This is a genomic window from Niabella digestorum (assembly GCF_036409055.1).
GTDB lineage: Bacteria > Bacteroidota > Bacteroidia > Chitinophagales > Chitinophagaceae > Niabella > Niabella composti.
In genome coordinates this window covers 357,254-378,235 of the sequence record NZ_JAZGLY010000004.1, presented here as the reverse complement: position 1 = coordinate 378,235, position 20,982 = coordinate 357,254, and the positions used below count along the sequence as shown (strand labels likewise).

Here is a 20,982-nt window from a genome sequence, read left to right as displayed (position 1 = left end):
CGGGATTATTGATAAATACACTAACCTATTTTTCGACTGGATTGAGTTATTCATTCAGATTCTATTGATAAAAGATTTCAAAAGCCAAAACACCGAGCTGTGTGAACCCCACATGGCAATGAGTTTTTGCATCTTTGCATTTACAATAATTCGAAAAAATTATATTATGTATAAACATACAATACTGATTATGGCCATTGCAATTGGTCTTTCACAGGAGCTTATGGCACAAATATCCGGCACCTGGAAAGGAACATTAGAAGGAATGGGTCAAAAGATAGAAATGACCTTTAATGTAGAAGAAAATAAAGACGGAACACTAGCGGCTAGCTTGGATATTCCCGCTCAGGGAGCAACAGGGTTGCCACTGGACAAAGTAGAGTTTAAAAACCCTGAAGTGACCTTAGGGCTCTCTCAGTTCGGTATTACTTACAAAGGAGTATTGAAAGGAGAGGTTATAGAAGGAAAATTCTTTCAAAGTGGTGTAGAAATTCCTTTACAGTTGAAAAAAACAAAAAAAGAATTGCCAGGAGATCCATCGCTACCTTCTTCTGAAGAAGAAATTCAGAAGTTGATGGAAATGGATAAAGGCTCTTACAAATATTCCGTAGAGGATTATTTCAGAAAACCTAAATCCTCGCAGTTTCAGCTATCGCCCAATGGAAAATATCTTTCCTACATGGAGAAGGACGAAAACAACAAAAGACATGTATATGTGAAAGAGATTGCAACGGGCAAGGTTACGCGGGCCATTGAAGAAAAAGATGAGCTTATTAAAGGATATGGATGGGTAAACGATAATCGACTTTTGTATGTAATGGACAAGGGTGGCGATGAAAACTATCATCTCTATGCAGCCAATTTGGACGGGTCACAAACCATTGATCTGACTCCATTCGAGGGCGTACAGGCTAATATTATCAGCGCTTCCAGAGATTATAAAGACTTTATCATTGTGGGCCTAAACAAGGATAATAAACAAATTCATGAACCCTATAAGATCAACGTCAACACAGGAGCCATCGAAAAACTATTTACCAATGAAGACCCGTTGAACCCTATTGCCGACTATGTATTCAATCGCTTCGGGGAGCTGAAGGCTTATTATAAAATGAAAGATGGTATCAAAACGCAGTTATATTACCGTCTGGATGGAGAAAAAGACTTTAAGCTGATTACAGAAAGCAACTGGTATGAGGGATTCTCTATTTTAGCTTTTAATTATGCAAGTGGTAATAAAGACGAAGCGTATGTATTGACCAATCTTGATTCAGACAAAAGCAGGATTGCACTATACGATTTTAAAACACAAAAAATCATTAAAGAAGTTTTCGCACATCCCAATTACGATGCAAGCATTTTAAGCCTTTCCCGAAAAAGGAATTGGGAGCTAGATTATTATGGTTATGAAGGAGAAAAAGTAGAAATTATTCCGGTAAGTGAAACCTTTAAGAAGATTCACCAAAATCTTTCAGCGCAATTTAAAAACTATCAGTTCAATATTGCAGGTAAAACTGATGAAGAAGATAAGTACCTGGTGATTGTACAGAGCGATAAACTGTACGGCAGATATTATATCTACGACACAAAGTCGGGGAAGGCCGAGTTGCTATACGATCTGATGCCGCAGCTGAACGAAGCGGATATGGCCGAAATGCGACCGATAACCTTTAAAAGCAGGGATGGACTTACCATTCACGGATATATTACCTTGCCTAAAGAAGCATTGCAGGGTAAGAAAGTTCCGGTAATTGTAAACCCCCATGGCGGACCACAAGGCATTCGTGATAGCTGGGGTTTCAATCCCGAGGCGCAACTGTTTGCTAGCAGAGGGTACGCAACCCTTCAAGTGAATTTCAGAATTTCGGGAGGATATGGTAAAGACTTCTTGAAAGCCGGATTTAAGCAAATCGGTAGAAATGTTATGGCCGATGTAGAAGACGGTGTACAATACATTATTAAACAAGGCTGGGCCGATAAAGACCGCATTGCCATTTATGGGGGCTCACATGGAGGATACGCAACCCTTATGGGTATGATTCGAACCCCGGAGCTCTACCGTTGTGGTGTAGATTATGTAGGAGTATCCAATATCGAAACCTTCTTTGCATCTTTCCCCGAATATTGGAAACCTTATACCGAAATGGTAAAAAGCATTTGGTACGACCTAGATAACCCTGAAGAAGCTAAAATTGCTAAAGAGGTTTCTCCCGTATATCAAATCGATAAAATCAAAAGACCCCTCTTTGTGGTACAGGGTGCCAACGACCCCCGAGTAAAGATTGCCGAATCGGATCAAATCGTAAAGGCCCTGAGATCAAAAGGATTCAATGTGCCTTATCTTGTAAAATACAACGAAGGACACGGATTCTATAAAGAAGAAAACCAAATTCAGTTCTATAAAGCAATGATGGGCTTCTTCTATCAGAATTTAAAATAGATGCAATAAAAGCGATGTATAAAAGCAGGAACAAAGATTCCTGCTTTTTTTTATTCAATTAAAACGGGGTTATCAGACTTTTTAGAAACAATCCACTCTACTTCGCTCAATTCATTGAACAAATTTTCTTAAATTTAGTCATGGACTACAAGGTGGCTGCAGTTTTTGATAATTATATCAGCGCACATCTGGTCTTAGGACGCTTGCAAATGGAAAATATCAGTTGTTGGTTAAAAGATGAAAATACCGTAACTGTTGACCCGATTCTCACCAATGCTGTAGGGGGTATTAAACTACTGGTAGCGGAACCTCAGCTGGAAAGAGCGTTGAACTTGATTCGCCAAAATCGAGAAGCGTATCAGTTACGAAATGCATGTCCCAAATGCGGTTCATTGAATATAGAGGTAGTAAGCACACCTCGAAGCATCCGTAACTGGCTAGGAACAATTGCAAACATTCTTTTAAATGTAGGAGCGCCGTTGCCGATCAAAAAAGTGAATCACTGCTTCGACTGTAATCACGAGTATGACATAGCATAAGCATTTTCCTGCCAAAAGACAAGTGAAAGCTTTATGGCTATTTTTATTTTTGAATACCCCTTTTTCTTACATTTTCAATTTGGGTGCTATGAAATTTTTAAAACGCTTGCTCTTTGTATTACTGGCCATTATCGCCCTAGCATTGATTGTGGCGCTATTTGTGAAAAAAGAGTTTTCGATTTCCAGAGAGATTGTCATTAACAAACCTGTATCCGAAGTTTTTGGCTACGTAAGGTATATTAAAAATCAGGATCATTACAGTGTATGGAATCAGCTAGATCCTAGCATGAAAAAAAGATTCACCGGAACTGATGGTACTCCGGGATTTATTTATGCTTGGGATGGCAATAAAAACGCAGGAAAAGGCGCACAAGAAATAAAAAATATTATCGAAAACCAAAAAATCGATATTGAGCTCCGGTTTGAGGAACCTATGCAAGTCACCAATATGACTACGATCAGTACAGAGGCCGTTGCTACCGATAAAACCAAAGTAACCTGGAGCATGTACGGTACTAGCGCCTATCCTTTTAATCTGTTGAATTTATGTATGGATGCCATGGTAGGAAAAGACCTTCAAAAAAATCTGGAAAATCTCAAAGCTGTTCTTGAAAAATAAAAGTGTTGCTGCTACAGACATAAACCCGGCCCATCATATTTATGACCGGCCGGGTTTAATTATTCCGTAACTTCAATACGAAAATGCTGTAGGCTTTTTAAAAACGATTGTATGGATCGGATTATCGCCTATTTCTCCACCTTGGAACAACGTCCGCTGGAGCGCATGGCACTGCTGGTAGCAGGCTTGTTGTTCTTCTGGATTCTTGAGGGAGCCATTCCTTTGTTTCGATTGAATTATCGCAAAAACAAACTGCAACATGCATTAGTGAACTTTGGCTTTACGGTAATGCATCTGATTATTCACACAGGGCTTGCTGTTTTCATCGTTATGTTAAGCGACTGGTGCAAAGCAGCTAATTGGGGATTGGTATACTGGTTGAATGCGGGAGTGGGCGGCGCCATCGCCATTGGTGTGCTGGCGCTTGATTTTAGCAGCTGGCTAGTGCATTGGGTTATGCATAAAAATGCCTATTTATGGCGTTATCATCTTATTCATCATAGCGATAATAAAGTAGACGTTACTACAGGATTAAGACATCATCCAGGCGACAGTTTGTTACGTGGTATTTTCTTTTTGTTGCTGATTTTTGTAAGTGGTGCGCCTATGTACAGTGTGATGATTTATCAAACGCTCGTTGTTGTAACCACAGCATTTACTCATGCCAACATTAGTCTGCCCCCACTGCTGGATAAATCATTAAGCTATATACTAGTGTCTCCCAATATGCATAAAGTACATCATCACTGGAAGCAGCCTTATACCGATAGCAACTATGGAGCGGTGTTTTCGATTTGGGATCGTATGTTCGGTACATTCTCCTCTTTAGAGCCTTCACAAATTCGCTACGGATTGGATCGTTATTACCCTAACGAAAAAGATGAAGATTTTATCAGCCTTTTAAAAGATCCTTTTATCAGAAAAAACGAATCTTAAGCAATGTTACCAACTATGTTCATGGTTCCGTTGCCACTCATAATTTTCCCTACTTTTGATATATGAGTAAAGTAATTGCGATGATTCCCGCCCGTTATGCAGCTACGCGATTTCCTGCCAAGCTGATGAAAATGTTGGGTGATAAACCCGTCATCACACATACTTATGAGGCTGCTGTAAATAGTGGTTTATTTCATGATGTATATGTGATTACCGACAGCGATATTATTTTCCAAGAAATCAGTTCACGAGGCGGTAAAGCCCTTATGAGTCGGGAAGAACACGATAGTGGTACAGACCGCATTGCCGAAGCTGTACGCTCTCTCGATGTGGATGTAGTGGTAAACGTGCAGGGCGATGAGCCTTTTATTCAAAAAGAGCCTTTAGAAAAATTGGTGCGCTTATTTGAGAATCCAGAAGTAAAAGTAGCCTCTTTAATGCGAAAAATGGATAATTCGGCAGATGCTTCGAACCCCAACATGGTAAAAGTGGTAACGAACAAGTACAACAAAGCGCTGTACTTCAGCCGTAGTATGATTCCGTATCAACGAGATGCGAATACAGAGGTTCATTACTATCTGCACATTGGTGTATACGCATTTCGCAAAGCGGAATTATTGCATTTTACTACATTGCCCAAAGCACCATTAGAACAAATTGAAAAACTGGAGCAGCTACGGTTTTTATATAACGGTATAGATATTTACATGGCCGAAACTGATTATAAGAATATAGCGATTGATACGCCTGAAGATCTGGAAAAAGCGCTACACTTGATAAGCAGCCAGTAATGCAATGTGAGGAAGGAGTACTGTTTTTACTTCAACAACATAGTTAAAAAAACAAATATTATGCGTCCGGAAAAATATCTGAAGTACCTCTTTCTCCCCAACTTATTAGAACTTTTCAGTACTGAACGTACCAAAGAAATACTTTCCGTCAATCCTACTATTGTACCTGTGCGGGAAGAAGCTACCAACGTTATCATTACTGCGTACGTTTATAATAAAGAGGATATTCGGGAGTATAAAAACATATCTGTTGAAGAGGTATTAACACTGAAACAGGATAATCATATAGTGTGGATAAATATCGATGGCTTGCGTAAAGATGATGTGGATAAGGTGGGAGAGTGTTACGGTATTCATCCGCTGCTTAGAGAGGATATCCTCAGTCTTCATCAGCGCCCTAAAATGGAAGAGATTGATGATATTCTTTTCTGCCTGACGCATATGTTGTATTACAACGAAGAACGAAAATCGGTGGGGTATGAGCAGATTAGCCTTGTACTGGGCAAAAATTTCATTATTACCTTTCAGGAAGATCCTACCAGAGACATGTTCACTTCATTAAGGGAGCGGTTAAAACTTCCTACCAGTAAAACCCGCGGGAAGGAAGCCGATTACCTGTACTATACGCTGATGGACACCATCGTGGATAATTATTTTATAGTGATGGATAAGTTGCGCGATAGTATTGAAGACTTGGAGGAAGAGATCATACGTCATACCACCAAACGCTCACTGGCACATATCAATGCCTTGCGCAAAGAGCTCATCGTTCTAAAACGCAGCGTGTTTCCCATGAGAGATGTTGTCAGCGGCCTTATTAAAAGCGATAGTGATTTGCTTACGGAGTTCAACGAGCGATTTTATAAAGATGTTTACGACCACATCATACAAGCTATAGATTTGGTGGAAAACTATCGCGATATGATAATGGGACTACAGGACCTGTATATCAATAACGTAAATCTAAAGATGAACGAAGTGATGAAAGTAATGGCTATCGTAACCTGCTTATTAGCGCCGGCAACGGTTATAGGTGGCATCTTTGGAATGAACTTCACCAATATTCCGATGTCTGACTTCCACTGGGGATTTTGGATTGCTGTGGCCGCTATGCTGCTGATTCCTGCATGGATGTTGTTACTATTTAAGAAACGAAAATGGTTTTAATACTGCCGCAACAATTATTTTCTTTTAAATACAGGAACTGTACTGCAAGGCTCGCCATACATAAGGCTTTTTACAACAGGTAATAGTACTCGGGTTATTTCTGCATAAGCAAATGCATCAATAGATACATCCCCGCAGCCTTTTATCACTACGCGCTTATCTGAAAAGGATGCTGTGTCCAGATTATTAATATTATGCAATAGGATGCGTTTTTTCAGCTCTTCTGCATCTCCTGCAGCTACATATTGTGCAACAGGCTGCAGATAGCTTACAATAAGCATGTATGCCCAATGAGGAATAATAGCATCGGCCGTACAAATGATTCCCACATTTTTTCCGGCATATTGCTGCCAATCGTGTTGCTTCAACGCTTCACGGAAATCCTTTTCTTTCAATATCATTTCCATAAACAAATAATCCTTGATATCGAAAAGAACGATTTCCTCCTTAGGCAAATATTCCTCAAGATTTAAAGTAATGATGCCACTTTCAGCTACCTTATTTCTGATAACATCCATACGCTAAATTAACATATATGCCGGCAACTTGTTCAATCTGTAATAAAAGCAAAATCCCGACACTGTGTCGGGATTTTGGTATATCACACTATTACAATTGTATTATTAATAGAACTTAGCCCGGTAGTCTTTAATAGAGGCAGCCTCTTTAAGAGCCTGGAAGGTTTGATACTGCGCCTGCTGTTTGCCTTGCATGTAACGCATTTTTCGAGTTTCTTCTACATTAGCAGCTTCTACGGGTGTTGCAGTCAGGTTATCAATTCTTACTACATATACACCTTGTGTACCTGCAATAGGCTCATTTACTACTTTGTTCACATTTTCCTTATTAAAGGCGGCTCCGATAACCTTCGGTTCAAAACCGATTGACTGAGCAAACTGACCGCTGAAACGAAGACTGTCGGCCACTTCAATTGGCTTTTTCAGTTTTTCGGCTACAGCTTCAAGTGTTGTAATCTTGCCTATTTTCTGAGAGATAAGCTCAGCTTTTTTCTGGTTTATCAATAAAGGTTCTACCATGAATCTTGCTTTATCTACGCTCATGGTCCCTTCTTTATTCACTTCGGTAACAATGGCTACAACATAGTAGTCACCTACACGCTCGGGCTGAACAATTTCTCCCAGTTTTGCATTATAAATACTTTTCACAAAGGTGCGGGATGCCCCCAAACCGGGAACAAAAGATGCGGTTGGTGCAATATCCTGAGCAACAGATCGGTAAACGCCTTTTTCTTTCTGCAATTTATCCGCAGCCTCTTCGAAAGATTTTCTGTCTTTTACCTGTGCTGCAAATTTGGTAGCCTGGCTGTTAGCAGCCATATCGGTTTCGGCACTTGCCTCAATAGGCTTGTTCAGATATGCAATTTTATAACCAGTACTGCTACCTTTTTGAGAAAGAATTTCTATATAGTGATATCCGTAATCTGTTTTTACAACCCCTTTTGCTCCTACTGGATTGGTAAAAATAAAGTCGTTAAACTCTGGAACCATTTGTCCGGAAGGCACACCATCATACACCCCACCGTTATTCACACTTCCTAGATCGTTAGAGAATTTTACAACAAGAGAATCAAAATTGGCTCCGTTGCGAATGGCAAGTGCAATGCTATCGGCCAGTTTTTTGGCGGTAGAATCATCTCTGATTGGAATTTGCTGACCAGTTTGCGGATCCATTTGCATTGTACCTACCAGTATATGTCTGATTTTTACGGTATCAGGAATATTTCTTTGTGCCACCACTTTAGCCAGCACATAATTACCGGCATCAATGTAGGGTCCATAAATATTGCCTATGCCAACTTTAAAAATGGAATCCTTCATAGGCACTTGAATGCGATTAGCGCTGATATAACCATCGTAATAGTTATTGACCCCCTGATTTCTTAGGAAAGCTTTGACATCTGTTACGCTATCAAAAGCTGGTTTAAGCGCTAAAAGACTTTCACGAATTTGAGCACTATCGGCAGCACTAGGCTCTGCATTGAAAGCTACATAGCTAATACTGCGACTTTCAGTTTGCTTGAACTCTTCTTTGTGTTTGTCAATGTATTTCTGAATGTCTTCATTAGTCACTTTTACTGTAGAGTCCGGAATGCTGCTATAAGGTTCCCGCACAAAAGAAATTTTGGAAAGCAGACTGTTTTGTGCGTTTTCCTTTTCAATCATCCATTTTGGAAAGTTGATGCTTGTAGTGAAGAGTGCATCAAACTTCTCGGCCAAACGCTGGAATGCCATCTGTTCCAGAAAAGCATTTAGCTGCGCTTTTTGCTCTTCTGTTCCTTTGGTTTTTATTTGATTAATTTGTTGCTGAGCCAGCGCCGGATTATAACGTCCAGTTTGCGGATCCTGGAAAGCTTGAAGCAGCTCCTGAGGAGGATTGGATCCAAATAAAATATCGTTCAATTCTTTTTTACCTACATCGATACCCAGCTTACCGGTTTCCTGATTCAGCAAAATTCTTGCAATTTCGCCATTCCAGGCTTGTTCCAGTGCCTGCTGGGATACAGCCTCTCCGGAGCCCATTCCTCTTTGTTGCAACATCATAGTTTGTTGCTCCACCTGGATTCGAAAGCGGTCGTAGTCTATTACTTCGCCGTTTACTTTACCCACGGTCGTTACATCGCCTCTAAATAAAGTTCCGCCATTCTCAAAAGCAAGCATTATTACAAATACAATAAGCGCAATGGCAATGATTACCGCCATTACCTTGGCGTACTGGTCCTGGATTTTCTGTATAATCGACATAATATATTACTATAAAGGACGGCAAAAATAGGGTATTTGAAAATATCAACAAATTGTGGAAAAATAAGATGGGGCGTTTTGAACAATGATTTTGGCAATTTCTTTAATTCCGTCGCCACAGTATGCTCCAAAATACAGTGAGATAAAGAGTAGGGGCTTCCAAAGCTTTACTGTAATTGGTCAATTTTCTCTGCGAGCAATCGGTCTTTTTCGGTAATGATATCACCAGCATCATGTGTGCTAAGCCATATTTCTACCGTATTATACACATTTTTCCACTCCGGATGGTGGTTCATTTTTTCGGCTTCTAGCGCCACCCGCGTCATGAAAGCAAAAGCTTCGCTGAAGGTTTTAAAAGTAAATTTTTTAAACAGCTTATTGTTTTGCTCCTGCCACATGATGATGATTTTTAAAAGATAAGATATTCTTTGTTTTTGATTTTTTCATTGGTAAGCTCAGTTACCAGCTGTACTCCCGGAATGCTGCGAAGCATGATTTTTATCTGATCTAGATAGTCCTCTGTTACCGTATCGTTCTTCATCAGCCACAAAAAATCCAGATTTTTAAACTCCGGCAACAAGTACTCTCCGTCATATAAATTATTGTACAGATAATGGCACAGTGCACTATGGGGCTCGCGATATTCGTATACAGAGAAGAAATAGGTTCGTTTTTTTCTTACCAGCTTTATTTCTATATCGTGATTGATGCGAAAATTAAGGCCCAGCATATTGTTGAGGTTCCAGCAAAAACGGTAATCCTTTACGGTAGTTACTATACCTAACAGCTTTGTTTCGTCAAAAAAACTGTCAATGATGTTCTGGGTATCTAACTCTAATTTCACGCTGGCCATTCTTGTATTATTTTGCGAGCGAATTTTGAGGTAAAGTTAGAACAAATACACGGGCGGAGGGACTTAATTTGCATAATTCTCCGTAATTCGTAAACATTATTACCCTTAAGGCGGTTATTTTTGCGATTTTACATCTTGAAGACTATAAACTTACATATCGCTTTAGCAGGAAATCCCAATAGCGGCAAAACTTCGCTATTCAATGCGCTTACCGGACTTAACCAGAAAGTGGGCAACTTTCCGGGTGTTACAGTTGATAAAAAAACGGGCATCACCCAAATTGGTAATCGCGCTGCTACGGTTATTGACCTGCCGGGAACCTATAGCTTGTATCCACGTCGTTTGGATGAAGAGGTGGCATACAAAGTGATTATTGGACAAGACCCACACATCCATCCCGATGTAATTGTGGCTGTGGCCGATGCGAGCAGCTTGAAAAGGAACCTCCTGTTTTGCACCCAAATTATCGACTTGAAACGTCCGGTAGTTGTTGCATTAACCATGACCGACATCGCCCGCAAAAAGGGTATACAAATCGATATTAATGAAATGGAGCGGGAGCTGGGTGTGCCGGTTGTGGCGGTAAATCCGCGCAAGAATAAAGGAATTGATGCCTTAAAAAAAGCAATAGAGCTGGTTTCGGGCAATCTATACAAACCCACACCTCGCAACTTTATTGATGTCTCCTCTTTGGCCCCTGAAGCCATAAGGCGAGTTCAGCAAATTTTGCCCGGAGTGGGCGAGTACGAAGCCGTACATTACCTTATCAATCATGAAACCTTTGCACTGAACAATGATGTTCAAGAGCAGATTGAACAAACAGAAAAAGATTATCAGTTCAACCCCACACGCACACAGGCCGAAGAGATTCTACAACGTTATACAAGAATCAATCATATACTGAATGTGGCGGTAACCTTCCCCGATCCGCAAAAGCAATCCAGAATGACAGAAAGGCTGGACAATATATTCCTGCATCCTTTCTGGGGATATGTGATTCTACTGGGAGTATTGTTTCTGCTGTTTCAGTGTGTTTTTTTGCTGGCATCCTATCCTATGGATTGGATTGATAGTGGCACGGCCGCATTTAGCAACTGGCTGAGCTCGATATTGCCTGAAAATAACTTCTCGGACCTGCTAATTAATGGACTCGTTGCCGGACTGGGAGGCATTGTCATTTTCATTCCGCAGATTATGATTCTGTTTGGGCTAATTACCATACTGGAAGACACCGGGTACATGGCACGCATCAGTTTTCTTACTGACAGAATCATGCGTTCCGTAGGATTGAATGGTAAAAGCGTTATGCCAATGATTAGCGGCTTTGCCTGTGCGGTGCCGGCTATTATGAGTGCACGTAATATCGAAAATCGTAAAGAACGCCTGCTTACCATTCTGGTAACACCTTTAATGAGTTGTTCTGCCCGGCTTCCGGTGTATCTGATTCTAACGGCCATCGTTATTCCTCGAACCTATATTGCCGGCTTTATCAGTGTGCAGGGGTTGGTGATGATGGGACTGTATTTAATAGGTATTGTATTTGCCATGCTGGTAGCTTATGTGGCCAAATGGTTTGTGAAAATACAAGAAAAAAGCTTCTTCATTCTTGAGTTGCCGGTATACCGTGCTCCTCGCTGGAAGAATGCCTTCCACACAATGATTGAAAAAGCGAAAATTTTTGTGTTTCAGGCAGGTAAAGTTATTCTGTTAATCAGCCTTGTGTTGTGGTTCCTAAGCTCTTTTGGACCTAAACAAAAAATGGAGCAGGTACATCAGCAATACGAGCAACAACTGGCTCAACCCGGAGCCGACACCACGCTTATTGAGGAACAATACGGAACAGCCAAGCTGGAGAACTCTTACGCCGGCCTTATGGGTAAGGCTATAGAACCTGTTATTCGTCCTCTGGGTTACGACTGGAAAATTGGTATTGCACTCATTACTTCCTTTGCCGCTCGGGAGGTTTTTGTGGGTACAATGGCCACATTGTACAGTGTGGAAGATGACGGCGAGGAAAACCTTGCCTTACAGCAAAAAATGCAACAAGCGACCTTCAGCGATGGGTCCAAAGTGTTTACGCTAGCAACCGGAATTTCCTTAATGCTCTTCTACGTTTTTGCAATGCAGTGTATGAGTACACTGGCCATTGTAAAAAGAGAAACCGGCAGTTGGAAATGGCCCCTCATTCAACTGGTATACATGACCGGTCTGGCCTATATCGTTAGTTTTATCGCCTATCAGTTATTGAAATAGTTTTTTGTCGATACTAATTTTTCGTTTCTCCCTTAACAAAAAAGAGCGGGTGCAATACCCGCTCTTTTAATGAAGTTAATGGCTGGGATGAATTACATTTTGATAAATTCTACCCGTCTGTTGTTTGCTTTACCTTCCGGAGTATTATTAGGACTTACCGGTTCAGACTCTCCTTTTCCATCGGTTACCATTCTGCTCTCGCTGATACCAAATTTAGAGACCAGTGTGCGTTTCACCGATTCGGCTCGACGTTTGGAAAGTGCTAGGTTAGATGCATCATCGCCATCACTATCGGTATGACCTACGATTTTCACTTTCACGCTTTCATTTTCCTGCAATACATTGGCAATCTCTTTCAGTACTCCATAGCTTTCAGGCTTAATTTTATCACTATTTACATCAAATAAAATTCCAGTAGTAACAAATTTTCCTTCAGTTATCAATTTGTTTCTTGTATCAGGTGCGCCCACAGCGACGCGCAGATTGCTGATGAAGAATGCTTGGTCGTCTTTCCCTGAGCCATCGTTTCTGAAATAAATGGAATTAATTACCGCTCCATCATTTAATGCTCTAGGAATATCCCAAATTTTTACATCATTAAGATATACTCTTACTCTTCCTTTTTGACGCCAGATGCTAACATGCGCAAACAAATCCCTTCCCATGGATTTAAACACGCTCTGCTCTGCATCATTCTTTATAATTTCTTTTCCACCTCCAAAGCTGTGAAATACGGTTCTTCCTTTTTGACCGCCGGCACTAGTAGGATGAAACGCCACTTCCACATTGGCTTTGGGCTCGGCTCTATTGCCAAATCTTTTGAATAGACGCCAGTTGGCTCCTACATTAGGCTCGCTTGTGAAACCCACAATGAAAAACCCGTTGTAAAAGCTGAAATTGGGTGAAGCGACCAGATCAAACTCAACAGTAAAGTTCTCCGGCAATTTTTTAACAAACTCCGGATAAAACACTACTTCGCTAGATGTTTTTAAAAATTTCGAAGATTGATCTCCCAAACGTACTAATTCTCCGGACCCGTTCGTATTCCACTTTGCAGGAAAATCTCCCAATGCGTCTTGGCTAAAATCTTCAACAACAATAACTTTTTCCCCAGGAACAAAATCAAATTTTCCGGATACCGAAAAATCGTCATTCCCGCTTGATGAAGAACCGCCTCCGTTACTCCCCTTGTTTCCAGAGGAGCTTTGCTTACTGGTTCCTTCGTCGTTGTTACTATTTTTTGACTTTTTCTTGAAAATATTTCCGATGCCTTCTTCTACTTTATTCAAGCCTTTATCAATTCCCTGATCGATGCGATTATTCACCCTGTTTTCTGCAGCCCTTTTAGCTTTAACTTTCGGATCGAAAATTTGTCCGTACAATACGCTTGTACAACAAACAAAAGACAGAAGTAATAATAGTGCTCTCATGTTATTTATTTTAATTATTTTTATTTCCAACAGGAACGGTGTTTAGTCAGAAAATTTTTATATAAACCTTATTATTAAATTAAGGTCTTTACATTTGCTTTAATACAATATAAAAGTATAGCTAATACATCAAATAAACCTTACAATCACCTGAATTAGGGATATGTAGTATATGGCTATTTTTGCTTTTCATTGGGAAAAGATTAGCCATTGTAAATCGTAAAAAACCATATTAGATGAGAAAATTCGCGTTGGCCATTTTTGTTTGTGCTTTTCTATCCTGTGAGAATCAGTCTTCCGGAGACAACGATAGCGATATGTCTTTATCAGATAGTCTTCTTTCAGAAGTTCTGGCCGGACACGACGTAGCTATGCCAAAAATGGCAAAACTAAATCGGTTGCTAAAGCAGGCACAATCGGAGTATGATTCGCTTAAAAATCTCCCGCGTACAGAAGTGCATAAAAAAAGAATGGCATTGTTAGACAGTACTATAAAAGACCTAAACTATGCCGATGCCGCCATGAACGAATGGATGGACGGCTTTAAGTACGACTCATTAAAGAATGATGAAACCCAACGCCAAGCTTATTTGAGAGTGCAACTGACCTCGGTAAATAAAATGAAGGATGTTGTACTTTCCAGTATCGCCAAAGCCGATTCGGTATTATCTAGTAAATAACTGAATAGAAAAAATAAAGCCCGCGAGTTGCGGGCTTTTATGCTTTTATTGCTTAGCTGTTGCGGAATCTATTTCCTTACACAGTGCATCAAAAATTTCGTCTATCGAACCTTCACCAAAGATTGGCTTAAATTTACCTTGCTCTTTATAATAAGCCGCTACTGGAGCGGTATCGTTGCTATATACTTGGAATCGCTTTCTGATTACTTCTTCACTGGTATCATCGGACCTTCCAGAGGTTTTTCCTCTTTCGAGCAATCTTCTTACCAACTCGTTTTCGTTTACCTCCAATGCTAACACCAGATTAATTCCGGTAGCCTTTTCCACCAATAGCTTATCCAAAGCTTCTGCCTGTTTAAGTGTACGAGGGAATCCGTCAAATAAAAAGCCGGTGGCTCCTGTATTTTTCTCTAGGCAATTATTAATAATGCTTATTACGACCTCGTCAGGTACCAGCTGACCACTGTCCATTATTTTTTTGGCTTCAAGTCCCAGCGGCGTCTGATTAGCAATTTCGTTTCTTAACAGATCGCCGGTGGAAAGATGTACCAGCTTATATTTTTCAATTAATTTTTGTGCCTGAGTGCCCTTACCACTACCGGGCGGTCCAAATAGAACTAAATTAAACATTTACGCAATTTTAATTTGATGTAAGTGAACAAATATACTGTATCATCGGATAATTTCATTAGTTGATGGACCTTTTATTGTAATTTTATTATATAAATAGGTTTTTTCTATACAATTTCTAATAATAAGATTTAATGCAAAACTTTTTTCAATTCGGATTTGTTTAATAAATATGAAATCGTCTGCGATTATATTGATTCTTATAGGTTGTTTTTTTCATCAATGCCAATCGCAAACGAAATCTTCTCATCCTAAAGACACAACCATCATGGATAAATCAAAAAATCCGGTTTACTCCCGTACCGATACTACCCCGGTAAAACTGAGTAATGAAGAATGGCAGAAGATTCTATCACCGGAGGTGTATTACATAGCTCGACAAAAAGGTACGGAACGTCCTTGGACCAGCAAATTTGAGAATTTTAAAGAGGTAGGTACTTATTATTGTGCCGCCTGCGGCAATCCCTTATTTAAAAGCGATACTAAATTTGATAGCGGCTGTGGCTGGCCTAGCTTTTATGAGCCGATTAGCAAAAACAGTGTAATCTATCTGGAAGACCGCTCGCATGGTATGATTCGTACCGAAGTACAATGCGGTCGCTGCCAAGCGCATTTAGGACATGTATTTGACGACGGTCCGCCCCCAACCGGATTGCGCTATTGTATCAATGGCGTTATTCTCGACTTTGAAAAAGCGCAGGATATCGAAAAAGAATACAAACAACAGAAAAAGTCTTAAGCACTTTATGGTGTCACACAATAGTTTTGTGGGAAATCCTGTTTAGCAATAGACAGGATTTTCTTTTTTCTTCTACCGTACCAGATATAAAACCCGGTAACAGGAAGGCTGGCTGCAATCAAACTTGCAAAAAACACCAGCAGTTTGCCCGGAAAGCCCAGTATGGCCCCCACATGAATATCGTAATTCATCCGCTGAATCTTATCGGCCAAAGAAGCATCCTTAAACTTGCCCGCCCAAATACCTTCTGCAGGCAATTCCTTTCCGGTGTATTGGTCATAATGATAAAAATCGACGTTATAATAACTGTCCAAATTATGGTTAACAAAGCCTTCCAATGCATCTGTTTCATCTTGTGGAAACACAATCCCCACCTTATTGTCGCTTCGTTTTTGCTGCATTAGCTCCAGCCATACAGTATTAACAACTTGTGAACGATCTGCCGAAAGAGCCAATGCGCTATCCGATACAGGATGCTCATGAGGAGGCATCGTTTGGCCTCCGGAAGAAACAAAATAAACAGAGCGGGCAAACCACTGGAATCCCATAATTAGTCCGGTAATGGCAAGAAAAATAGCCACCCAGGTCATATAAAATCCTAGCACGTTGTGCAAATCGTAGTTTTTCCGTTTCCATCGGGTGGAGGGCTTCCACTTAAATTTAAACCGCTGACGAGCTGCCGCTTTGTTTCGCGGCCACCACAACACTACACCTGTAATCATCAATATCAGAAAAATAAGCGTAGCTGTTGAAACGATAACTCTTCCCGGCTTTCCCATCCACAATTCGTAATGGCCCATGGTAATAATGCGAAAGAAGTCTTTTCGCATATTCTTCACCTTCTGCACATGGCCAGTGTAAGGATTAATGAAAACCTGATAGTAAACGCTGTCATCATAATAATAAGCTAAGGCCGCATCGCGAGGACCCAGATACTCGAGTATTATAGTTTCTTTTCCGTTCAGATACTTATCCACCGAATCTTTCAATACAGTAGGAGGTAGATATTTTGTTCCCGGATTTTCTACATATCTAAACTGCTCCACCGCACGAGTGATTTCTCGCTCAAATGCAATCAAACAGCCGGATATTCCCAACCAGAAGACAATAAGGCCGGAAGCGAGTCCCAGCCATAAATGAATTTTTCCTATTGCCTTTTTTATTCTCATCTCCTACACCTATTCAGTTTAAAATCTATACGTTACGGATACTCTAAAGTTTCTGGGAGGGTCCACCTGCCAAGAATAAGCTGCTACATTATAATCGGGATAATTCCAGTACTGGGTATAATAAGAGCCGCTGTACAGATATTTATCCAGAATATTAAACACATTGGCGGTTACGGATACTTTTTTACAACTCCAGAATAGTCCACCATCCAGTTTAAAATAATCGCCCATATTGCGTTCGGGATGATCCATGCTATAGCCCCATCCTACACGTCCAGCTAGATAAGTAAATCCTCCATTGATGCCGAAGCCTTTAAGCGGTCCTCTTTGAAGAGTGTAGGTGAGCCAAGTGTTTACCGTATTTTTTGCAAAACTGGGAACATATTCACCCTTTTTAAGCGTGGTAACTCCTTCGGCCACTTTGGTCACTTCACTGATTGTATAAGCATAGTTAGCGATAGCAGTAAATCCGGGAAGAATTTCTCCTCTTAAGTCGAACTCAAATCCTTTCGCCTCTTTCTCGCCAATTACAATACTATAGTTTTCGTTAGCGGCATTGGAGGGATCTGCCGTAAGCTCGTTTTTCTTTAGGATACGATAGGCAGCAAGTGTGGTATTCCATTTTCCGCCAAACCAGTCTTTTTTAATACCCAGCTCTATATTATTACCCGTAATGGGTTTGGCTGTTTCGCCGCTGCGCAATATTCCGGATTGCGGGGTAAATGCTTGGTCGAACAAAGTGTACACATATGCATTTCCGGGCAGAGAGTAGCTGATACCTGCACGTGGAGTAAAATGTGCTTTCTGATAAGGTGCTCCACCCCACTGATATTGTTTTAAATAGCCAAAACGACCGGCCAGCGTTACACGCAGTTTATTTTGAAAAAAGCCTAACTCATCTTGTGCATATCCGCTAACATACTCCTGCCCCATAGTGCCGCCACCGGCTTTGGCGCGCTGAGATAAAGGAAGCGAACGATCGAATTGCGGATATCCGTTGGCAGGAGCTCCATAATCGGGATTATTTACATCAAATGGCTTATCAGGAGTGTCGAGAGGGAAGGACTGACTCCAATCGGCTTCATAATCCTTTTTCCCAGCATCAATCCCTAACAACAGTCTGTGACGAATGGCGCCAGTTTGCACTTCACCGTTTACAAAAGCCTGTCCTAATTTCATATTGCTGCGTGCATCCCAAATACCATAGCCTCTGATTATTTGGTTCGGGCTGAGTGTTCCATCAATTACGCCATCATAATCCAAATCATAGTCTCCGGGTCCTACGGCTGTAGGCCAGCTATTGCCCCCTGTTTGATCGTAATAAAAATAAGCCCCTTGAATAGTCAGCTTCCAGTTTTGAGCCAATTGTTGCTGATAATTGAGATAGATGCTGTGATCATTGATTTTGGAAGGTTCTGTTCCAGGCTGCGCCAGTGTAAAGTTTCTGGGCAAAGAAGCAAAACCATTGGGAGAAAATACGTAATAGGATCCTACATCTGTCATCTTCGCATGCTGGAGTGTATACTCTAGTGTCAGCTTTGATTTCTCAGAAAATGCATAACTGAATACGGGAGCCACAGATATACGGTCGTTATGCTCAAAGGGACGGAAAGAGCCTTTTTTCTGATAAGCACCGTTAAAGCGGAACAACAGTTTTCCATCGGCAGTCAACTTTCTATCCAGATCAATCGTTCCTCTGTACAAATCGTAACTGCCCACCGCAAAGGACACTTCTCCTTTATTCTCTCCAGTAGGTTTTTTCGTAACTACATTGTATAACCCTCCCGGTTCACCGGTTCCCAGCATGAATCCTGCTGGGCCTTTTACAAATTCCACGCGCTCTACCATGCTCATGTCTTCTGTAAGAGGGCCCCAAGAAGAGTTTACCACATTAAATCCGTTGCGAAAAGCCTGCACACGCGAACCACGCATATTTACGTTGGTATATAAATCACCCCAGTGCTCCGCACGAAGTAATCCGCTAACATTCCGCAACAATCCGTCGCTGGTGCTTATAATCTGCTGTTCTGACAATACTCTTCCAGTAATCACCTGTACATTTTGTGGTAACTCCAGTAAAGGAGTCTGCACGCGTAAGGAGCTTGAGGCTGTTTGTGTATGCAGCCCGTTTTTGCGTCCGGTTACAATAACCTCGCTTAACTCCCGAGCATTTACTCCAAGCACTATGGATATAGAAGTGGTAGCTCCTTCTGTAACAACAGCTTCTTTTTCCACATCATTATATCCCACCAAAGAAACTTTCAAGGTATAATTTCCCGGATTCAGTTTGTTAAAGCCAAAGCGGCCTCTAGCATTGGCCGCTGTTGCGTAATCTGTTCCCACAATCACAATCGTCACACCTTCTGCGGGTTGATTATCTTCGGTAACAACAGTCCCTGTAATTTTTCCAAATCCTGTTTGAGCGAAAACCTCCAAACTAATTAGTGATATCCACACCAAAGCCAAAAAGTAAACTATGTTTCTCATGAATCATTTATTTGAGGCGCAAAAATAGCAGCACTCATCTTCGTCATATTTACGAAATGCGGAAAAAATCATAATTCTTAGTAACTGTTGACAGTTTTCTGACAAATAAGACGTCTTATGACATTGACATTGTTTTTATATATTTGAAAAAACGATTTGCATGAATAGCCGTAGAAAATTTATTTATCAGACATCAGCGCTTGCCCTTGGGTCGTTAGCCCTTCAGTCTTTCAATTCCAAAAATTTTTCCTTCATCAATAAGAGCGCTTCGGATGCTATTAAGATTGGCGTTATCGGAATAAAAGGTATGGGGTGGTCCAATACGCAGTCCATCCTAAAAGTGCCGGGGACCCAAATTGTAGCACTATGCGATGTGGATAAATCCGTTCTGGATGAAAGGATGACGGAGCTGCAGAAAAAAAACATTGATACCAGCAAAATCAAAACTTATGGTGATTACCGAAAGCTCCTGGAAAATAAAGACGTGGATGTAGTAATCATTGGTACTCCGGACCACTGGCATGCTCTAATGATGATTGATGCCGTAGCTGCAGGAAAAGATGTATATGTAGAAAAGCCTGTAGGTAACTCTATTGAAGAATGTAAGGCCATGGTGGCGGCACAAAAAAAGTACAATCGCATTGTGCAGGCCGGACAATGGCAACGCAGCCAGCAACATTTTAGAGAGGCTGTTGAATTTGTTCAAAGCGGCAAACTGGGTAATATCAGGACCGTGAAGGTGTGTTGCTATCAAGGCTGGATGAAACCTGCACCTGTGGTACCTGACAGTGCTCCTCCTCCCGGTGTAGACTATAAAATGTGGCTGGGCCCGGCCAAAACAAGGCCCTTCAACAGCAGTCGCTTTCATTTTAACTTCCGCTGGTTCTGGGATTATGCAGGAGGATTGATGACGGACTGGGGTGTACACTTAATGGACTACGCACTTCTGGGTATGAAAGCATCACTTCCCAAAACAGTAAGCGCATTGGGAGGAAAATTTGCCTATCCCGAACTGGCACAGGAAACACCCGATACACTCACCGCACTTTATGAGTTTGACGGCTTCAACATCATCTGGGACCATGCCATGGGTATTGATAACGGCAATTACAACCGCGACCACAGCATCGCCTTTATCGGCAACAACGGAACGCTGGTACTAAGCCGTGGTGGCTGGGAAGTGATTGAAGAAAAACGCAGCGAAAACAAAGTGCTGGTACCTTTCAAAGGCAGGTCTGACAACGGATTGGATAAGCACATGGAAAACTTTGTTGAGGTGCTGCGCTCTCGCAAACAATCAGACCTGAACTGTTCCATTGAAGCCGGAGCCCATATTGCCACTGTGTGTCAAATTGGAAACATCGCTTTCAGAAGTGGCCAGAAATTAGTGTGGGACAAGGCCGCAGGTAAGTTTACTGATGAAAAAATCAATCAGCAATACCTCATGGCTCCTTATCACAACGGTTACAAACTGCCTAAAATTTAAT

Annotated in this window: 18 protein-coding genes; 10 read left to right on the top strand and 8 right to left on the bottom strand. The window is 41.1% G+C overall.

The window, feature by feature from the left end; translation table 11 throughout:
- The first annotated feature begins 166 nt into the window (after positions 1-166).
- The 6 genes from V2H41_RS09085 to corA all read left to right on the top strand — a co-directional run bounded on the left by V2H41_RS09085 (position 167) and on the right by corA (position 6,492).
- Positions 167-2,440, top strand: coding sequence for a S9 family peptidase (locus V2H41_RS09085; RefSeq protein ID WP_330974833.1), 2,274 nt, complete (start codon positions 167-169; stop codon positions 2,438-2,440).
- Between the two features lie 140 nt (positions 2,441-2,580).
- A complete protein-coding gene (locus V2H41_RS09080; RefSeq protein WP_330974832.1) occupies positions 2,581-2,979 on the top strand; it encodes a putative signal transducing protein in 399 nt (132 codons plus the stop codon).
- Positions 2,980-3,067: 88 nt separating this feature from the next.
- Positions 3,068-3,598, top strand: coding sequence for an SRPBCC family protein (locus V2H41_RS09075; RefSeq protein WP_330974831.1), 531 nt, complete (start codon positions 3,068-3,070; stop codon positions 3,596-3,598).
- A 111-nt stretch (positions 3,599-3,709) separates the two neighbouring features.
- Complete coding sequence (locus V2H41_RS09070) at positions 3,710-4,534, top strand: sterol desaturase family protein (RefSeq protein ID WP_330974830.1); 825 nt, start codon at positions 3,710-3,712, stop codon at positions 4,532-4,534.
- A 62-nt stretch (positions 4,535-4,596) separates the two neighbouring features.
- Positions 4,597-5,325, top strand: a complete 729-nt coding sequence (kdsB, locus tag V2H41_RS09065; protein WP_330974829.1) for a 3-deoxy-manno-octulosonate cytidylyltransferase — start codon at positions 4,597-4,599, stop codon at positions 5,323-5,325.
- Between the two features lie 60 nt (positions 5,326-5,385).
- Entirely contained in the window at positions 5,386-6,492 is a 1,107-nt protein-coding gene (corA, locus tag V2H41_RS09060; protein ID WP_330974828.1) for a magnesium/cobalt transporter CorA, read from the top strand.
- A 14-nt stretch (positions 6,493-6,506) separates the two neighbouring features.
- On the opposite strand, the gene V2H41_RS09055 is transcribed toward corA, so the two are convergent.
- The 4 genes from V2H41_RS09055 to V2H41_RS09040 form a co-directional block, all read right to left on the bottom strand.
- On the bottom strand, positions 6,507-7,010 hold the full coding sequence (locus tag V2H41_RS09055) for a DUF2480 family protein (RefSeq protein ID WP_330974827.1): 504 nt from the start codon (positions 7,008-7,010) through the stop codon (positions 6,507-6,509).
- Positions 7,011-7,115: 105 nt separating this feature from the next.
- Positions 7,116-9,254, bottom strand: a complete 2,139-nt coding sequence (locus tag V2H41_RS09050) for a peptidylprolyl isomerase (protein ID WP_330974826.1) — start codon at positions 9,252-9,254, stop codon at positions 7,116-7,118.
- Positions 9,255-9,421: 167 nt separating this feature from the next.
- Positions 9,422-9,652 carry a 4a-hydroxytetrahydrobiopterin dehydratase gene (locus tag V2H41_RS09045; RefSeq protein WP_330974825.1) on the bottom strand — a complete coding sequence of 77 codons (231 nt, stop codon included), beginning with the start codon at positions 9,650-9,652 and terminating at the stop codon, positions 9,422-9,424.
- 11 nt (positions 9,653-9,663) lie between these two features.
- The gene (locus V2H41_RS09040) at positions 9,664-10,107 is read right to left on the bottom strand and encodes an IPExxxVDY family protein (protein ID WP_330974824.1); all 444 of its coding nucleotides are present in this window, start codon (positions 10,105-10,107) and stop codon (positions 9,664-9,666) included.
- Between the two features lie 135 nt (positions 10,108-10,242).
- Between V2H41_RS09040 and feoB the strand changes: the two genes are divergently transcribed.
- Positions 10,243-12,360, top strand: coding sequence for a ferrous iron transport protein B (gene feoB, locus V2H41_RS09035; RefSeq protein ID WP_330974823.1), 2,118 nt, complete (start codon positions 10,243-10,245; stop codon positions 12,358-12,360).
- Between the two features lie 92 nt (positions 12,361-12,452).
- On the opposite strand, the gene V2H41_RS09030 is transcribed toward feoB, so the two are convergent.
- Positions 12,453-13,790: an OmpA family protein gene (locus tag V2H41_RS09030; RefSeq protein ID WP_330974822.1), complete on the bottom strand. Its 1,338-nt coding sequence runs from the start codon at positions 13,788-13,790 to the stop codon at positions 12,453-12,455.
- 236 nt (positions 13,791-14,026) lie between these two features.
- Here V2H41_RS09030 and V2H41_RS09025 point away from each other — a divergent pair, with 236 nt between their 5' ends.
- On the top strand, positions 14,027-14,470 hold the full coding sequence (locus tag V2H41_RS09025; protein WP_330974821.1) for a viral A-type inclusion protein: 444 nt from the start codon (positions 14,027-14,029) through the stop codon (positions 14,468-14,470).
- A 45-nt stretch (positions 14,471-14,515) separates the two neighbouring features.
- Here V2H41_RS09025 and V2H41_RS09020 read toward each other — a convergent pair whose 3' ends face one another.
- The gene (locus tag V2H41_RS09020; RefSeq protein WP_330974820.1) at positions 14,516-15,100 is read right to left on the bottom strand and encodes an adenylate kinase; all 585 of its coding nucleotides are present in this window, start codon (positions 15,098-15,100) and stop codon (positions 14,516-14,518) included.
- 268 nt (positions 15,101-15,368) lie between these two features.
- On the opposite strand from V2H41_RS09020, the gene msrB reads away from it, so the two are divergent.
- The gene (gene msrB / locus V2H41_RS09015; protein WP_330974819.1) at positions 15,369-15,839 is read left to right on the top strand and encodes a peptide-methionine (R)-S-oxide reductase MsrB; all 471 of its coding nucleotides are present in this window, start codon (positions 15,369-15,371) and stop codon (positions 15,837-15,839) included.
- Between the two features lie 5 nt (positions 15,840-15,844).
- On the opposite strand, the gene V2H41_RS09010 is transcribed toward msrB, so the two are convergent.
- Entirely contained in the window at positions 15,845-17,008 is a 1,164-nt protein-coding gene (locus tag V2H41_RS09010) for a PepSY-associated TM helix domain-containing protein (RefSeq protein ID WP_330974818.1), read from the bottom strand.
- Positions 17,009-17,026: 18 nt separating this feature from the next.
- The gene (locus tag V2H41_RS09005; protein WP_330974817.1) at positions 17,027-19,495 is read right to left on the bottom strand and encodes a TonB-dependent receptor; all 2,469 of its coding nucleotides are present in this window, start codon (positions 19,493-19,495) and stop codon (positions 17,027-17,029) included.
- 160 nt (positions 19,496-19,655) lie between these two features.
- Between V2H41_RS09005 and V2H41_RS09000 the strand changes: the two genes are divergently transcribed.
- Positions 19,656-20,981, top strand: coding sequence for a Gfo/Idh/MocA family protein (locus V2H41_RS09000; protein WP_330974816.1), 1,326 nt, complete (start codon positions 19,656-19,658; stop codon positions 20,979-20,981).
- The last annotated feature ends 1 nt before the right edge of the window (position 20,982 follow it).

What these genes read in the sequence shown, in the direction of transcription:
- V2H41_RS09085 (WP_330974833.1), top strand. Translation starts at nt 167, where the DNA reads ATGTATAAACATACAATACTGATTATGGCCATTGCAATTGGTCTTTCA.
- V2H41_RS09080 (WP_330974832.1), top strand. Translation starts at nt 2,581, where the DNA reads ATGGACTACAAGGTGGCTGCAGTTTTTGATAATTATATCAGCGCACAT.
- V2H41_RS09075 (WP_330974831.1), top strand. Translation starts at nt 3,068, where the DNA reads ATGAAATTTTTAAAACGCTTGCTCTTTGTATTACTGGCCATTATCGCC.
- V2H41_RS09070 (WP_330974830.1), top strand. Translation starts at nt 3,710, where the DNA reads ATGGATCGGATTATCGCCTATTTCTCCACCTTGGAACAACGTCCGCTG.
- kdsB (WP_330974829.1), top strand. Translation starts at nt 4,597, where the DNA reads ATGAGTAAAGTAATTGCGATGATTCCCGCCCGTTATGCAGCTACGCGA.
- corA (WP_330974828.1), top strand. Translation starts at nt 5,386, where the DNA reads ATGCGTCCGGAAAAATATCTGAAGTACCTCTTTCTCCCCAACTTATTA.
- V2H41_RS09055 (WP_330974827.1), bottom strand. Translation starts at nt 7,010, where the DNA reads ATGGATGTTATCAGAAATAAGGTAGCTGAAAGTGGCATCATTACTTTA.
- V2H41_RS09050 (WP_330974826.1), bottom strand. Translation starts at nt 9,254, where the DNA reads ATGTCGATTATACAGAAAATCCAGGACCAGTACGCCAAGGTAATGGCG.
- V2H41_RS09045 (WP_330974825.1), bottom strand. Translation starts at nt 9,652, where the DNA reads ATGTGGCAGGAGCAAAACAATAAGCTGTTTAAAAAATTTACTTTTAAA.
- V2H41_RS09040 (WP_330974824.1), bottom strand. Translation starts at nt 10,107, where the DNA reads ATGGCCAGCGTGAAATTAGAGTTAGATACCCAGAACATCATTGACAGT.
- V2H41_RS09030 (WP_330974822.1), bottom strand. Translation starts at nt 13,790, where the DNA reads ATGAGAGCACTATTATTACTTCTGTCTTTTGTTTGTTGTACAAGCGTA.
- V2H41_RS09025 (WP_330974821.1), top strand. Translation starts at nt 14,027, where the DNA reads ATGAGAAAATTCGCGTTGGCCATTTTTGTTTGTGCTTTTCTATCCTGT.
- V2H41_RS09020 (WP_330974820.1), bottom strand. Translation starts at nt 15,100, where the DNA reads ATGTTTAATTTAGTTCTATTTGGACCGCCCGGTAGTGGTAAGGGCACT.
- msrB (WP_330974819.1), top strand. Translation starts at nt 15,369, where the DNA reads ATGGATAAATCAAAAAATCCGGTTTACTCCCGTACCGATACTACCCCG.
- V2H41_RS09010 (WP_330974818.1), bottom strand. Translation starts at nt 17,008, where the DNA reads ATGAGAATAAAAAAGGCAATAGGAAAAATTCATTTATGGCTGGGACTC.
- V2H41_RS09005 (WP_330974817.1), bottom strand. Translation starts at nt 19,495, where the DNA reads ATGAGAAACATAGTTTACTTTTTGGCTTTGGTGTGGATATCACTAATT.
- V2H41_RS09000 (WP_330974816.1), top strand. Translation starts at nt 19,656, where the DNA reads ATGAATAGCCGTAGAAAATTTATTTATCAGACATCAGCGCTTGCCCTT.